This window comes from Maridesulfovibrio bastinii DSM 16055, assembly GCF_000429985.1.
Taxonomy (GTDB): Bacteria; Desulfobacterota; Desulfovibrionia; order Desulfovibrionales; family Desulfovibrionaceae; genus Maridesulfovibrio; species Maridesulfovibrio bastinii.
On the sequence record NZ_AUCX01000024.1, the window covers coordinates 1 to 14,972 of the forward strand.

Here is a 14,972-nt window from a genome sequence, read left to right on the forward strand (position 1 = left end):
AGCATCTAAGCGGGAAGCCTGCCTTGAGATTAGTTCTCCCTATGCTTAGCATCTAAAGATTCCAGGTAGACCACCTGGTTGATAGGCCGGAGGTGTAAGAGCTGTGAAGCTCTCAGCTGACCGGTACTAATAAATCGTGAGTCTTATCTTTCTTCTCTTCCCTATTTTACTATATATTTTTAAATATTTGTCCTTGCGACCATAGAGGAGGGGCCACACCCGATCCCATTCCGAACTCGGAAGTTAAGCCCTCCATCGCCAATGATACTGCTAGGTAGCTAGTGGGAAAGTAGGTCGTCGCAAGGACTTTTTTTTTAAAGCCCTGAGTAATTCACTCAGGGCCTTTTTTTTGCCCTCTGATAAGTTCTCACGCATCCCAACCGTAAATTTCTCCCTCTTGGTATACCGCAAACGACCTCATCAAAATCCCACTGGATTCACGACTCTCCGGAAAGAATCCTTACAATCAAAATAGGTACTGTGGATAAGAGACTAATAATGTGAGCAATCTAAAGATTAACCGCGGTGGTAGGCATTTGATACCTGTACAACTTGGTGAGTTTCTATAGCTGCCTATCCGGCAGTGAACTCACTGATGAAATAACAACTTTGATGCAGGAATTTTCTAAGCTGCCTATCCGGCAGTGAACGATATATTCGTGTAAATATTCCTAATTTAATATTTCTAAGCTGCCTATCCGGCAGTGAACCACAAGTATTTCAAGCTTTCGTTAAAGGACTTTTTCTAAGCTGCCTATCCGGCAGTGAACATTCAATTTTAGGATCAGTTGAAATTGAATCCTTTCTAAGCTGCCTATCCGGCAGTGAACTTTACTGCGAAATGGAACTATACATTAAAAGCTTTCTAAGCTGCCTATCCGGCAGTGAACCCTTTGATTTGAACGGTTTCGGCTATCTCTCCTTTCTAAGCTGCCTATCCGGCAGTGTATAACCCCGGAACGTACAGTTTTAAACTTTTCTAAGCTGCCTATCCGGCAGTGAACCAGCATTAAGCATGTCTGCAAGCAATATCCGTTTTCTAAGCTGCCTATCCGGCAGTGAACGCCTGATGCTAACGGAGTTTGGATATCTTATTTTTCTAAGCTGCCTATCCGGCAGTGAACTAGAGTAGTTTATCTATTCTTCGTTAGAAATCAAAGGGTATGCCCCAAATAGTAAAAAAAACCTTTTTTTTATTATCTTTCATAACATGTTAAATTTTATGATTTAATTTTGACGCTTAAAAAAAGGGTTAAAAAGGTAAGATATTGTATGATAGCTTTTTAGAAGATGCAGCTGGTAAAAAAATCAGCAAATACAAATAAAGTTGATTCACATTAAATAATGAGTGTTTAAAATATTTTCCCAATCAATGAAATTCGAGTTTAGCATATCAAAAGTCCGTGGGTGTAGAGGCGAAAAATTTATCACATGGTTTTTATCAAATATCCATCAAGCCCAAAGGTTCCTTTACTGTATGCACTTAAAATAGACTTAGCTGTTTTAACGTCTGCCCCTTCAAGTGTGTAGTCTCCGAAACATCTTTTTTGAATTATAGGCAGTTTTTCGTAAAAATTATCCCAATAGGACTGACTGCTAATTATACTAATAAGATTTTCTGTATTTTCTATATCAAAAATTTGGCCGTAATAGTGGATACAACGATGACTGATGGATTTGTATGGTGGGGTAGGCGCGAGAGCTTTATATGATTTTAGCTTCTGGCTATCCCTGCCTGCGTGGAATACCTGTTGAGTATGATAGGGGATAACATTTAATCCTAACATCAATGAAGAAGCAAACGTTCCTGAACAAAATCCGGCAAAAATAAAATCAGCGCTGAAGCGTAATAAGTTGGGAGCCAATGATCTGTTTTTCCAGAAAATAACATCTTCACTTAAAGCTTCCAGACAGGGGTCAAATCCTCCAACGGTTTTATAGATAACTGTGGCATGCTTAGACAATTTTCTTAGGCCACGTATGACAGCTTCATCATCTGAAATCTCATCACGGAAGAAAACAACCAGAGGTTTATCAGTATCAAGTTTCAATCCTAAAATTTTTTCAAGCTTAGGTCGCAGTTCTTCTTTTGGGGTATTTCGTTTTTCAAGCCATTTGCCGATGTGATAGGGACCGGTATAAGTATATTCCAGTTTTTGATTTACCGGTAGCTTCATAGCTTTTGAAAAAAGTTCCTTTTCTTTTATCGTGACAGCCGTACTCCAATATTTCGAACTGCCATAATCTAAACTGGCTTTATGAGCACCAATAGTAAAATTTACATAAGGTGAATCATGAATATCGGCATCAGTAGCATGCACCAATCTGCATACTGTTTTTCCATGTAGAGATTGCGGTGTTAAAGTTGAAAATCTTGATTGAGGTAAATCCCCTGCATCAAGAACGATAAAGTCATAGTAGCTCAGTAGGGCGATGTTAAATGGTATAAAATTATACCCTTTTTGGATGAGCTCTTCAGCTTCAACTGGGAGGTAGTGATTATATAGAATATGAATCAGGTCCGGCGGAATGTTTTCAATAATAGGCTTAAAGAATTTGAATGTAACGCCTTGTACAATGAAGGCTATTTTTTTCATTTTGTAAAAGACCTTATGCTTATTTTTGATGGTTGATCATAGCAGATTACATTTTTTAAGTATTTTTTGTGCATTCTTTTCAACTTCGTTTAGCTGACCGTTATTTTCTATTATTAGGTCAGGATTTAAAGGAAATTGGGGTTCCAAATCCATTCCGGGGAGATTTTCGGCTTTTCCACTACTAAAATTTTTGTAAAGCCCTTTAGGATCTCGTTGTTTTAATGTTTCTAAATCCGCCTTAATAAGGACCTCAAAATAATCTGGGAAGTTATTACGATTCCAGCTATGGATTTCATGGTAAAGGGACATGGTGGCCACAATTACCACCAGTCCCTGCCGTGAGAATAAATTGGCAAAGCGGCTAATTCTATATGCGTTTATAATCCTGTTTTCAGGATCATGTCCACAATTGTGATCAGCAATAGCCTCGCGGACCTCATCTCCATCAAGACGTATTGGAATAATTCCCTTACTATGGAGAATTTGCTGCATCTTCCGGGCTATGGTTGACTTACCAGACGCAGACAATCCTGTAAGCCAAATTACTTTGCCTTTCATAATTATTTCTTTTGCGCGATCCATGCGCGAGTTTGGTAGTGAGCGTTAATGTGCTGCTCACCATTTGTTCTTTCTTTTATGTAATCAATGAATTTTTCGAATCTTTCAGGTCCGGCCTGAACCTGAACATCGTTTACGGAGCGCCATAGTCCGATATAATGTTCAAGAGTCTGTTCTTCAACATGAAAACCTTCTAAATATGCTGCATCTGCAAAATTTTCACATTTGGCCAGTCTGTCTGTTAAATTATCACAAAAATCAGAACGGCCTGAAGATTTTCTTTTCATTTCAGGAACAAGTTCCTTCAGGTATTGCTCGATATCTGCCGTAACCGGGTCTCTCTCCACAGCTCTTGTATTCCAAAGAGCTGTAAAGAACCCTCCGGGCTTTAAAATTCTATTGAATTCCTGTGTAGCCTGATCAAAATCAGGCCAATGGAAGGAAGAAGCCATGGTAATCAGATGGCAGGAATTGTCCTTTATATCGATTTTTTCAGCAGGGCTTTCAATGTATGCAACATCATGGTTTTCACAATCCTTGATGCCGAATTTGCGCATATCATCATTTGGTTCAGCTGCTACGACAGAAAAACCTCTCGCTGCGAGCATTCTGCTAAAAATACCGGTACCGGCCCCAGCATCGAGAGCCTTTAACTCTTCATTCCTAAATTTTCCTTTTACTGCGTCGCTAATAATATCAACAACAAACCTTGAATATCCGGGCCGGTAAAGGCTGTAGTTTTCTGCCAGCCCAGTAAAATCACCATGTTTCATTTTCAACTCCTTTGATTACCGCCAATCATGACTCCATTCTTTAACCTGAGATAACGTATTTTCATAGGCTGCAATGTCTTCCATGGAATCCGCTTCCGCCCATTTGCCGGCAACTGAAACCACGCCTATTTCTATTCCTCTATCAAGCAGCAAACGCAGCATAGCTGTCATGTCCAGCTTGTCCACTTTTTCCTGTCCCAGCTCTGAAAACAGGTTAGACAAGATAGTCCATCCACGGTTGGTCAAACGCAATAACCCCATATATTGACCTTTTATTTCGTCAATGCTTGATGCCTTGCCCCCAATTTCTAAAAGTTTCCCGTCCTCTGCGCGAAAAGTTTCCGCATCGCTTAAAGGATCCTCAAAGCGTATTTTCCAGAGATTTTCCCATAAGGTGTCATAAGTTATTGAAATGTCATACTCACTTTTGCTCAAGGCTTTTATGTGTTCTGCACTGTAAACAATATCGGAATAGGAAATAATGGATGATCCTTTTTCCAGCCATGCTGAGGCGTGACGCAGTGTTTCAACCATATTTGAATCAGCCCAGCGCGGATTATCCACGGTAGAAAAATCACCATTCAACTTTTCTGCCATATATCCACGCACGATAAGAATATCGCTAACCCCGCCCTTGCGTAAGGCTTCAAGCTGCCAGTGCAGGAGTGGTTTACCCATGAGTTCTACAAGACATTTGGGCCTGTCCTGAGTTGCTTTTTTCATTCGTGAACCGCGTCCTGCGGCTAATATAATCGCCTGCATAGTGTTTTTGCCTTCAGAGTAAATCGAATATCTCTTTTAAAATTTGCTTTTTGGTTTTATGTAGCTAGATTTTTCATTGATCATGTTATTCATGGCCTCCTTTGCCAAAAACAAGGTGAATCAATTCATAATCAATCGGGCTTGGCTCAAATGTCCGTTCCGGGTGCCACATAAGTCCCAGTATTTTATTTTCAAGTTGAAAAAAGGCTTCTATATTTTCATCGTCATCAACTGCAATGGGACTTAAATTCGGAGCCAGATCATTTTCTTTTATCCCGTTGCCATGAAAGGAATTTACTTTAGCTTTTGTCGCACCGTAAATTTCTCTCTTTAAAAATATTGTATGCTTTGTTGCTACATGTTTTTCTTTGGCAACGGAAGAAATCCGCCCCCCGAAATAAATATTTAGTACCTGCATTCCACGGCAAACACCAAGTACCGGGTAGCCGTTTTCAAGACAAAACCTGATAAGCTCAAACTCTGTTTCATCACGAGCAGGGTTTTCACCAAAATTTTCCCCGCCTGTAAGGATTAAACCGTTAATTCCAAAACCCTTTACATGGCGCACCGTTTCTTTTCCCAGACTTGGGATTGCTGTCCAAACTGCCTCTGGAAAAGCTTTTCTCATGAAGTCAATCCAATCAAGAGCTAATCCCTGACGAGGTTCCACATAATCCACTGCGTCACAACTGCGCATTGTCAGGCCAAGTTTTAAGGACATGGTTACTGCATCTCACAAGGGGTTATTTTCTTTAGATCAGCATCAAGGCAGCAAAAGCCGGCACTGCTTATTTTTTCATAGAGCAATTGACCGCAACCGATTGCCGCAGGTAATCCGTATTCCGCACAACGGATGGCCATGTGGGAATTTGTTCCACCATACTTTGTGACCAGCCCGGCTATTTTTCTGGTAAAAATCCAGTCGTATCCAGGATCAGCGCTTTCAATGCAAACAATTGCTCCAGCCAGCTCCTCACTTTCAGTGGAGGTGCTGCTCACTTTGACTATGGGGGCTTCTACTCTTTTGCTGGAAATGAAATTTGGAGCGCAGCGATGTTGAGGAACAACATAAACATCCGCTGAAGAACGGATTAAGTAACTTAATTTAAAATAGTTAGCCAACTCGTACTGTTTTTTCCCTTTGCGGACTAATTCTTCATAATGCCCATAAACGGAGCTATCGAGGTGGGAGTAAAGTGAGTCCATTATGTCCGGCAGATTGAGCATGGCCACTTCTTCCTTGATCAGCCCGATTTTTTCTCCCCACAGAGCAAGGCCGTCAAGAACAAGGGACAGGTTTTTGGTGAAAATAAATTTTGCATACTCCCTTCCGGAAATTGATTTGGCTGCGTAATTAAGGAAGATATCTGCATCAACGCTTTTTATTCCGCTTTCTGATAAGATTTTATTAATGTTTCTGCGTTCAGTCGGACTTAATACAAAATCTTTGTGCATCTGTACTGTTACCTGACTGCGCGAAACGTTTGAAAATAAATTGTGTCTGTCTGAATATTTGAGTGAAAGAATGTCGTAGGTTCCCGGACGCAGGTGACCGTACCTGTCCAGAAAATCTTTTTGGGCGGCTTCATCGGCGGCACTGTTTGAACAGATTTCATTAAAATGTCTACTCATTTCACCGGAGACAGTTTCAATGGATCTTTTGAATTCATCTACCCGTTTCCTGCTTATTCCATTTTTATTTATGAGGCTTCTTAACAGTGACTCCGTAATAAAACCATGCCGTGCAATAATAGAAAATGGAATTGTCCCGAACTCAATGCAATCATTCAGAAGTGAGCGGAGGATGGAAGTCAGCTCAAAAAAGTTTATAGCTGAGTTGAGCTTAGGATACGTTTTTTGCCGAGACTTTAACTGTTCAATTTTTTCATAAGCCGGCAAAAGGGTGTTTTCAGGTTTTAAATTAAAATTTGTCAGTTCGAGTAGTTTTTCTCGGTACTGGTTGAATTCAGATTCAGTTAACAGACCGGGATAACGATTTTTAAAATTTTCATCAAAACATGGGTCATAGACCGTTGCTGCAATTTCGAACTCCACTTTATCGTGGTACTGAGGATTATTGTCCAAACGCTCAATATATGCGCTAACCACTTTCTCAGCTATTTCTGGCTCCAGATCTGCCGGCAGAAAAGAGTTGAAACTATTACGAACATCTATATAGGGCCTCCCTGCTACCAGAACCATTAATTCTTCTGGAACATTTTTTCTATAGCCCATAATTTCCCTACTCTTTCTCCATGTAGAGCGGGTGATAAGCTCACGGTACAGCGAGGCTGCAAGAGGTTTCGGGGTTACACCTATTATCTCTGCCGGGTTCCAGTCGGGCATTACTCCCAGTATGGTACGTTCGCCAAAAACTCCGAACCGTTTTTGAAAATAGTTGGAAACAAAATTTTCAACAAAGCTGATCTTGGTTGAAACTATACTCTCCACATTGGGGTGCCAGTTTTTAACCGTGCAAATTTTGCGGACCTGAAAAAGGTGCATTTCAAGATTGCGGTCAAGGGCAAATTCAATATCCAAGGGGATATTAGGAAAGACCTTTTCCAGAGCATAAACAAGCTCCATCATTTTTTTGACGCGATTAGAGTTGAAGTCACTCAGAGAAAAACCTTTGTATATGTAAAGTGTTTTGCTTGCGCCGCTTCCACCGGTTATTGAGTCGGTTTTACCTGATTCATCATCGTAGTTTATAACATAGTATGGAGAGCCGTCTTCAAGGCAGCGGGTCATAATCACTCCGCTGGCTTCAATATTTGAGATCATGGGCTGGATCAGCACCTGATCTCCTTTAGAGCTGTCGTAGGAGGCAATAACTTTTTCTATGGAATCTTTAAGGGCTGTGCGGTCGCGAATGTCAATATTAAGGATGGATTCAAAAGCACCTGCAGCCGAAGCTTCATGGCCATCTTCTGCAATGGAACTGCTGCGCACAACGATAGCTTCATATTCGGAAAACTCACTGATAATACTGTTTAAAATATCATCAGGATCATACTGCCAATCCTCGGTCCCAAAATAAAAAACTTTGGGGACGTTAAATCCTGCGCCTAGTAAAGCTTCTAAAGTTTCTGCTTTTGTGCCGAGGTTGAGGTGCATAAAAACTCCGTTTTTTGACGTGAAAAAAGGATGATATCAATTTTAATGCAAATTAAATACCAAGACTTTTTTAGAATCCTAGTGCCTGGAATTTTATGCTTTTTGCTGTAGAATTTAATTTATGGTGTCTAAAAGATTTTCATTCCATGGCATCAGATCAAGATAGAAAGAAGCTGCACTAAGAGCCTCATTTAGAAAACCAGCCTTGCGCAAGCTGTTTATAAAAAGGGTAACGGCGTTTTTTTTCAGCGGATAAAGTGAGAGCAGCAGGGCGCTTAGATCAAGTGCTGCATCTGGATCATTCTGCTCGATTTTTAAAATTCGTGCATTGAGCTGGTTGTATAATTTTTCAAATTCCTCAGCCTTACCAGTTCCACTCTCGGGGGCGGAAAAGCGGTTTTTTAGCTGTGGCACTATAATGCCTAAATGGTTTAGAATTTTTTTGGCAAGTGCGGATTGGTCAACCTCTGGAATATGGCGCAGTCTGATTTTAAAATCAGGGCGCACCAGTTGTGGAGGAATCCAGTTTGAATAGGTCATTTCCGTCATAACCGATTTTAATTTTGATTTGTCGTATATATCAGGATGCAAGAGTATAATCTGGGTTTTTATGGCTACATCGCGTTCCCTTGAATCGGTGATCATTGAATTTTCTTTGCGGCGATAGAAAAAAAGCGGTTCTTCTATCTGGGTCCCCAGCCAGCCCATTTTTGTTGCCCTGATCCACAGTTCCCAGTCCTCATAGCCGTTGACCATTTCCTTTTCATAGCCCCCGACTTCTTCCCACATAGATTTGCGGAAAAGAGTGGTGCAGGTCTGCTGGTTTTTAGAAATGAAAAGGACCGGTTCAAATTTTGGCCTTGGCCAAATCAGATTTGAATGCCCGAAAAAAAGAGCCAGGGTGCTTACATAGCCAAGATGGTTGGATTCATTTAAAATTTTTACTGTTTTACTTAAAAATGACGGTGCTAAAAGATCGTCAGAATCAAGAGGAAGAATATATTTACCTTTAGCCAGCACGCAGCCCCTGTTGCGGGTGTTTACCAGCCCGCTGTTTTCCTGCTCCACGTAGCGAATCCGGTAATTGCTGAATTCTTTCACTAATCCGTTAGCCACTTCATTAGTGTTATCAGTGCTGCCATCATTTATGATGATTATTTCAAATGCAGGAAAATCTTGCCGCAAAACAGAAAGAACTGTCTCACGCAGGTAACTGGCTTGGTTGTAGCAGGGAATAATGCAGGAAACTATAGGCTCCCCGGAATGAGGCGGCAGCAGTTCTCCTGCTGCAAGCAGGCTGTCCATAACCCACTTTGTCAGAATTTCCGAATCTCCTTCATTTCGTAAAAAATCAACTACAGCCCTGAACAGATTTTTAGGAGATTTTCTATTGGGAGGAAGTTCTTTAACCGCTTGTTCCAGTGTTTCTTTATTCATGGGCATTTTCTCTGCTGAATACCGTAATTTTCCGGTTACATTGATTCTGTCAGTTTATTAGAAATTATACCTAACAATTGTCTGGCTCTGTTGCTGATAGACTCCTCAGTTTTTTGGGATAAAACTTTCTTTATATGCGGCAGAGCTTCTTGATACTCGGCCTCATTTATAAGCTGTTCCGCTTTTCTGAGATGGTAAATCATTAACAACTGTCCGGCACCTTCTTTTATCTGGAGGGGTGCATTGCTATTTAGAATTTCATTTATATAAGTCAGGGCAGACTCGTAATCTGCGCAGTTAAAAAAGTTTTCTACCAGTTTAATGCGGTAAAACATGGGTGCGATTTCGGCAGGTACATTAAATCCGGCGTTGGAAGCCAGCGCTTCGATGGAATGGGTACTTAAAAATTTATTTACAGCTGCGGCAGCGTATAGATTGCCTATGGGTTTTTCACCAAGTGAAACACGAGTCCTACGGTAATAAAATGAAGTAAAATCTGAGTGTCTTATTTCAGTATGGCCTGAAACCCGCATAAACCATTCATAATCCTGAGACCTGACGAAATCTGGGTCATATCCGCCAAATTTATCATAAAGTTTTTTCCGGCAGACCGCGGCCGGGTCATGCAATCTGTTGCCAAGAGGCAGCAAGGCCTGAAGCATGGCTTGGCGTCCAACCCAGTTTTCGTATTTCATTTCCCGTGTGGGAGTCAGATTTTCATCTGTCATAAGCATATTGCTTTGAAATATGTCTGTCTCAGGAAATTCATTTATGAGGGCTGCGTATTTTTTAAGGGTTCCAGCAGCAAGAACGTCATCAGAACTGAACCATAAAATATATTCGCCGCGGGCTTCTTTGATACATCTGTTTCTTGATTTGGGACGCCCGGAGTTTTCTTTATAAAAATAGCGAAGTTTTGGATTTGAGTAGCCTTCTATAATTTCAGCTGTTTTGTCTGTGGAACCGTCATCGACAATAACAAGCTCAAAATCGTCAAAATCCTGACTAAGAATACTTTCAATGGATTCAGATACAAATTTTTCACCATTATAAACGAAAATACAGACGGAGATTAGAACTTTATTTTCAAGCAAAGTTAACTCCTTATACAAATTACATTATTAATTGGTTGATATTTTTTTATTTATGACAAATCAAGAGAAATGATGCACTATTCTTGCATGCTTTTTTTTACTATGCTTGGGTACAAGTAATTAGTTTAAAAAAACAGATTGCTTAGAACCAGAAGATGGATTTTAATAAAATATAATTGAACAAGGTGGCAAGCTGCTTTGGCTTTTCGCATTTAACTTAGACTATAAGGACAATAAAATGCTTAGATTCGCATTAGTCGGATGTGGTCGCATATCTAAACGGCATTCAGAATTATTGGGCGGTAACATAATTCCCGGAGCCTGCTTATCCGCTGTCTGCGACATTGATTCCGAAAAAGCAAGAAAGCTTGGGGAAGCTTATGACGTTCCATGGTTTACCGATATGCATGAGATGATGCGCAGACATGGTGACAATATAGATGTCCTGACCATCCTCACCGAAAGTGGTAACCATGCCAGACATGTAGTCGAGCTGGCGCAGTATCATAAGGATCTGGTCGTTGAAAAGCCAATGGCTTTAACTCTGGATGACGCGGACAGAATGATCGAAGAGTGCGATAGGTACGGGGTTAAACTTTTTGTTATCAAGCAGAACAGATTTAATGTTCCTGTTGTTAAACTTCGTGAAGCTCTGGAAGAGGGCCGTTTCGGCAAGCTCATCATGGGTACCGTCAGGGTTCGCTGGTGCAGGAAGCAGGAATATTATGATCAGGACGACTGGCGGGGAACATGGAAATATGACGGTGGCGTTTTAACCAATCAGGCCAGCCATCATGTGGATTTGCTGGAATGGATGATGGGCGAAGTTGACAGTGTTTTTGCGAAATCCAGAAGGGCTTTAGCCGACATAGAAGCCGAAGATACAGCTGTTGCCGTACTTAAATTTAAAAATGGAGCACTGGGCATAATTGAAGCCACTACCGCAACCAGACCCCGTGATCTTGAAGGAAGTATTTCCATACTGGGAGAAAAGGGAAGCGTTGTTATTGAAGGTTTTGCCGTAAATGAGATGAAAACATGGAATTTTACCGAAGAAAGGGAATCCGATAAGGATGTTCTGGAAAAATATTCTGTAAACCCTCCGAATGTTTATGGTTTTGGCCATCAGGAATATTATAATCATGTGGTTTCATGCATAGATGAAGGAAAAAAACTTCTGGTTAACGGCCTTGTGGGGCGCAAAAGTCTTGAACTCATTTCCGCGATTTATGAATCCATTGAGACAGGCAAAGAAATAAAGCTCAGATTCTCCCCTCAGAAATGCAAACTTGGCGGCTAAGCCTGAGTTTTACATCTGTTGTTAACAGCTTTCTATCTTTAAAATTAACCTTAGTGTTGAGATTCTCTAATGAAAATACCTTTAGTGGATTTAAAAGCTCAGCTTGAAACTATCCGTAGTGAAATTTATGAGGCCATTGGCGAAGTTGTTGAGAGTACCGCCTTTGTAAAAGGGCCTCATACAAAGAAATTTGAAAATGAATTTGCCGCCTTTGTTAAAGCTTCTCATTGCATCGGAGTAGGCAATGGCACCGATGCTCTTGAAATAGCCCTTCGTTCTTTGGGCGTTTCAGCTGGTGATGAAGTTATTGTCCCGGCAATGAGTTTTATTTCAACTGCTGAAGCTGTGACCACCGCCGGCGGCAAAGTTATTTTTGCTGATATAGATCCACAGACAAAAGGTCTTGATCCCGCAAAGCTTAAAGCAGCGATCACCCCGAAAACAAAGGGAATGATAGTCGTTCATCTATACGGTTGTCCTGCGAATATGGAAGCGTTGAAAGCTGTTGCAGATGAGCATGGCTTATGGATACTTGAGGATTGTGCTCAGGCTCACGCCGCGCATATCGGCGGGCAGCATGTAGGAACTTTTGGGGATATTTCTTCGTTTTCTTTTTTTCCGGGAAAGAACCTTGGAGCCTATGGCGATGCCGGAGCCATTGTTACCAGTAATGAGGAATTGGCGTTAAAGGTCCGCATGGAAGCAAATCATGGGCGAGTTGGCAAATATGACCATGAGTTTGAGGGCAGAAATTCACGGCTTGATAGTATTCAGGGCGCGGTGCTCTCTGTAAAGCTGCCCAGACTTTTGGAGTGGACTGAAAAAAGGCGTGAAGTGGCTGGCAGTTATAGAATAAAATTGCAGCAACTGTCGGAAAAAGGTCTGCTTAAATTACCTGCGGACATACCCGGTCATGCTTATCATCTATTTGTGGTTGAAACACCAAAGCGTGATTCGCTGCTCGAGCATCTGCACAGTAAAGGTATCGGGGCCGGAGTTCATTACCCCATTGCCCTGCACAATATGAAAGCTTATGAATATTTACAGCATAAGCCTGATGATTTTCCTGTAGCTGATGCCCTGTCTCAGCAATGTTTGTCCCTGCCGATTTATGCAGAGCTGACAGACTTGCAGCTAGATTATATCTGCAAGGAAATTATAAATTTTTTAGCTGAATAGGCTTGTTTATAAGTAATACTAGGTGGTTATATCTCTATTAGTTGCACCGTGAAGTTTTTAAGATTTACAGGCTGCGGAGAAATTTTGCAGGATTCCCCACATAGACTCCTGCTTTGGTGATGTCTTTAGTTACCACGGCTCCAGCACCGATAATTGTATTATCACAGATAGTTACCGGAAGTATGGTCGCATTGGAGCCGATGCTGACATTATTGCCGATAACCGTACTTTCCCAAGACTCTTTTATGCCTCCGGAAGGACCTCCGGCAGAGAATCTGTCATTAATGAACATAACTCCATGTCCGATGAAGCAGTCCTGCCCGATTGTAACCAGCGAACAGATAAAAGAATGAGACTGGACTTTAGTCCTAGCCCCTATATGCGCATCGCACTGTATCTCAACAAAAGGTCCGATAAAGCAATCTGATTCGATTTTGCAGCCATACAAATTGCAGGGTTCTATTATTCTGACATTATCGCCCAAAGCAACGTCATCTTTGATACATACTTTTTCATTTTTATTCATAAAATATCCATAAGCCGTTAAGAGCCGCATACTTAATTTCGGAAATTAAGCTCGGCTTATACTTTACAGAAAATACTTAATGTAACCCTCAGTGTCATATCCTTATTGATAGCCTGCCTTATTTTGTCCAGTCAAAAGTAACACTTGCAATGGAGTGGAGAGTTAAATTAAAAGATGTTTTATGGCGTTTTAATGCTATTTCGACATGTTAGCGGCTAGCTCATGTAGTTTTGCCAGCTTCTGCTTATCCTGAATTATTTGTTTCATTTCAGAATTATGAGAGATGATGAACTTGAGCAGGGCGTTTACCACATTTTTATCAAACAACTCAGACTGTTTAGTTAGAACAATAGATGCCAGAATAGGGTTGATCGGGTTGCGGTACGGCCTTGATGATATCATGGCACAGAAGGCATCAGCCACAGCACATACCCGTGATTCAAGGTTAAGCCGGTCAGCTTTTTTACCTTTGGGGTAGCCGGAACCGTTCAACCTCTCATGGTGATCAGTGATACAAGTGAGGGTTGTTTCATTGGTAATTTCAAGTCGGCTGACCATTTTTTCAGCTATATCTATATGTTCCTGTATCCGTTGCTTTTCCTTGTAGAGTAGTGCTCCCTTTTTATTTATCAGTGATCTGGAGACCTGCGTCATACCCATATCGTGCAGAATAAGGCCGAGAGCAAAGTCGTTAGTGACTTTTAAATCTGTTTTGTTTTTATTAAGTGCCAGATAAAGAGATATCCCGGTAAAAAGAGTATTGACTGAATGCTCTGCCAGCGATCCGTTTTTATCCAGTGCGTTAAAGAAAAATAATGCCCTCTCCTGATCTATCCACAAGTATTCATTAAATATTGCCAGATTATTTTTGATTTCTTCAAGGTTGTCAAAAATAGGGTTACTGAAAAAAGCTCTTATATTTTCTGTGAGTCCGTCATGGAAAATTTTTGCTGCAACGGATTCATCAAGAAAATGTTCAGTTAACAGGGAACCAAGATTTTTACTGAGGTGCTCTGCTAAAATCTGATATTCATTTTTAGGGACAAACAGATTTCCGCTGTCGCATAATTCAACAATTTTTTCTTTTTTCTTAGGAGTGATGCGGGTTTCTTTTTCAAGATAAATTTCAACCCTGTTCATTTCATCTGAAAATGTGCAAAGTGAAACAGGAATTCTGCTCTTGAAAGTAGAAAGTATGTTACTGCTTATTTGCAGATATTCTTCTGCCGAGATTTCTTCGTTTATTTTTTCAGCCATACTTAAGACTCCTGAGCAAAAAAATATTCTAATTTAAAACATCTCTGTATATTTGATAATTTAAATTATATTTTTTAACAATAGTTGTTTTAAAATATATAAATACTAAAAACTAACATGGCCGTTTAATATCCATAACTTGCTAGTATATTGGTAATTAATAGTTTCAATTAATTATGCTTGGGATCATAAAAAATCCTGAATCGACTTGCCTGAATATTTTGTGATAGTTGGTGGATTTTGAAAAATTGATGGTTTTGCCATGATCTTTGCGGATGAAAGATTTAATTATCCAGTTGTATTAAATTATAAAATATTATTAAAATAACAGTTTTATGTTTACATCTGATAATCTGTGCTATAAAAAATAAT

12 protein-coding genes, 2 rRNA genes and 1 CRISPR repeat array are annotated in these 14,972 nt (G+C 40.4%); of the genes, 4 read left to right on the forward strand and 10 right to left on the reverse strand.

Annotated features, from left to right (window positions below; translation table 11 throughout):
• Positions 1-151: ribosomal RNA gene (locus G496_RS0112425) — 23S ribosomal RNA — on the forward strand; the annotation flags it as partial.
• Between the two features lie 40 nt (positions 152-191).
• Positions 192-306: ribosomal RNA gene (gene rrf / locus G496_RS0112430) — 5S ribosomal RNA — on the forward strand.
• A 255-nt stretch (positions 307-561) separates the two neighbouring features.
• Positions 562-1,124: direct repeats of the CRISPR family, unit length 28 nt; unit sequence TTTCTAAGCTGCCTATCCGGCAGTGAAC.
• Positions 1,125-1,427: 303 nt separating this feature from the next.
• On the opposite strand, the gene G496_RS0112435 is transcribed toward rrf, so the two are convergent.
• The 8 genes from G496_RS0112435 to G496_RS20630 all read right to left on the reverse strand — a co-directional run bounded on the left by G496_RS0112435 (position 1,428) and on the right by G496_RS20630 (position 10,338).
• A complete protein-coding gene (locus tag G496_RS0112435; protein ID WP_027179569.1) occupies positions 1,428-2,597 on the reverse strand; it encodes a hypothetical protein in 1,170 nt (389 codons plus the stop codon).
• 36 nt (positions 2,598-2,633) lie between these two features.
• Positions 2,634-3,155, reverse strand: a complete 522-nt coding sequence (locus G496_RS0112440; protein WP_027179570.1) for an adenylyl-sulfate kinase — start codon at positions 3,153-3,155, stop codon at positions 2,634-2,636.
• 2 nt (positions 3,156-3,157) lie between these two features.
• Positions 3,158-3,928, reverse strand: coding sequence for a class I SAM-dependent methyltransferase (locus G496_RS0112445; protein WP_027179571.1), 771 nt, complete (start codon positions 3,926-3,928; stop codon positions 3,158-3,160).
• Between the two features lie 15 nt (positions 3,929-3,943).
• Positions 3,944-4,690: a phosphocholine cytidylyltransferase family protein gene (locus G496_RS0112450; RefSeq protein ID WP_027179572.1), complete on the reverse strand. Its 747-nt coding sequence runs from the start codon at positions 4,688-4,690 to the stop codon at positions 3,944-3,946.
• An 85-nt stretch (positions 4,691-4,775) separates the two neighbouring features.
• Complete coding sequence (locus G496_RS19645; RefSeq protein WP_051295017.1) at positions 4,776-5,411, reverse strand: gamma-glutamyl-gamma-aminobutyrate hydrolase family protein; 636 nt, start codon at positions 5,409-5,411, stop codon at positions 4,776-4,778.
• Positions 5,412-5,413: 2 nt separating this feature from the next.
• Positions 5,414-7,807, reverse strand: coding sequence for a PEP/pyruvate-binding domain-containing protein (locus tag G496_RS0112460; protein ID WP_027179573.1), 2,394 nt, complete (start codon positions 7,805-7,807; stop codon positions 5,414-5,416).
• Between the two features lie 114 nt (positions 7,808-7,921).
• Positions 7,922-9,244 (reverse strand): glycosyltransferase family A protein, encoded by a 1,323-nt coding sequence (locus G496_RS20625; protein ID WP_169725759.1) that lies wholly within the window; start codon positions 9,242-9,244, stop codon positions 7,922-7,924.
• 35 nt (positions 9,245-9,279) lie between these two features.
• Positions 9,280-10,338 carry a glycosyltransferase gene (locus tag G496_RS20630; RefSeq protein ID WP_051295019.1) on the reverse strand — a complete coding sequence of 353 codons (1,059 nt, stop codon included), beginning with the start codon at positions 10,336-10,338 and terminating at the stop codon, positions 9,280-9,282.
• 238 nt (positions 10,339-10,576) lie between these two features.
• Here G496_RS20630 and G496_RS0112475 point away from each other — a divergent pair, with 238 nt between their 5' ends.
• Together G496_RS0112475 and G496_RS0112480 are read left to right on the forward strand one after the other, a co-directional pair.
• Positions 10,577-11,638, forward strand: a complete 1,062-nt coding sequence (locus G496_RS0112475; protein ID WP_027179574.1) for a Gfo/Idh/MocA family protein — start codon at positions 10,577-10,579, stop codon at positions 11,636-11,638.
• A 69-nt stretch (positions 11,639-11,707) separates the two neighbouring features.
• Positions 11,708-12,817, forward strand: a complete 1,110-nt coding sequence (locus G496_RS0112480) for a DegT/DnrJ/EryC1/StrS family aminotransferase (RefSeq protein ID WP_027179575.1) — start codon at positions 11,708-11,710, stop codon at positions 12,815-12,817.
• Positions 12,818-12,881: 64 nt separating this feature from the next.
• Here G496_RS0112480 and G496_RS0112485 read toward each other — a convergent pair whose 3' ends face one another.
• Both G496_RS0112485 and G496_RS0112490 read right to left on the reverse strand, forming a co-directional pair.
• Entirely contained in the window at positions 12,882-13,343 is a 462-nt protein-coding gene (locus G496_RS0112485; protein WP_027179576.1) for an acyltransferase, read from the reverse strand.
• Positions 13,344-13,538: 195 nt separating this feature from the next.
• Positions 13,539-14,600 (reverse strand): HD-GYP domain-containing protein, encoded by a 1,062-nt coding sequence (locus G496_RS0112490; protein WP_027179577.1) that lies wholly within the window; start codon positions 14,598-14,600, stop codon positions 13,539-13,541.
• Positions 14,601-14,972 lie beyond the last annotated feature (372 nt).

Coding starts and splice junctions, on each gene's coding strand:
- G496_RS0112460 (WP_027179573.1), bottom strand. CDS start 7,807: ATGCACCTCAACCTCGGCACAAAAGCAGAAACTTTAGAAGCTTTACTA.
- G496_RS0112485 (WP_027179576.1), bottom strand. CDS start 13,343: ATGAATAAAAATGAAAAAGTATGTATCAAAGATGACGTTGCTTTGGGC.
- G496_RS0112435 (WP_027179569.1), bottom strand. CDS start 2,597: ATGAAAAAAATAGCCTTCATTGTACAAGGCGTTACATTCAAATTCTTT.
- G496_RS0112450 (WP_027179572.1), bottom strand. CDS start 4,690: ATGCAGGCGATTATATTAGCCGCAGGACGCGGTTCACGAATGAAAAAA.
- G496_RS20625 (WP_169725759.1), bottom strand. CDS start 9,244: ATGAATAAAGAAACACTGGAACAAGCGGTTAAAGAACTTCCTCCCAAT.
- G496_RS0112475 (WP_027179574.1), top strand. CDS start 10,577: ATGCTTAGATTCGCATTAGTCGGATGTGGTCGCATATCTAAACGGCAT.
- G496_RS0112445 (WP_027179571.1), bottom strand. CDS start 3,928: ATGAAACATGGTGATTTTACTGGGCTGGCAGAAAACTACAGCCTTTAC.
- G496_RS0112480 (WP_027179575.1), top strand. CDS start 11,708: ATGAAAATACCTTTAGTGGATTTAAAAGCTCAGCTTGAAACTATCCGT.
- G496_RS19645 (WP_051295017.1), bottom strand. CDS start 5,411: ATGTCCTTAAAACTTGGCCTGACAATGCGCAGTTGTGACGCAGTGGAT.
- G496_RS0112440 (WP_027179570.1), bottom strand. CDS start 3,155: ATGAAAGGCAAAGTAATTTGGCTTACAGGATTGTCTGCGTCTGGTAAG.
- G496_RS0112490 (WP_027179577.1), bottom strand. CDS start 14,600: ATGGCTGAAAAAATAAACGAAGAAATCTCGGCAGAAGAATATCTGCAA.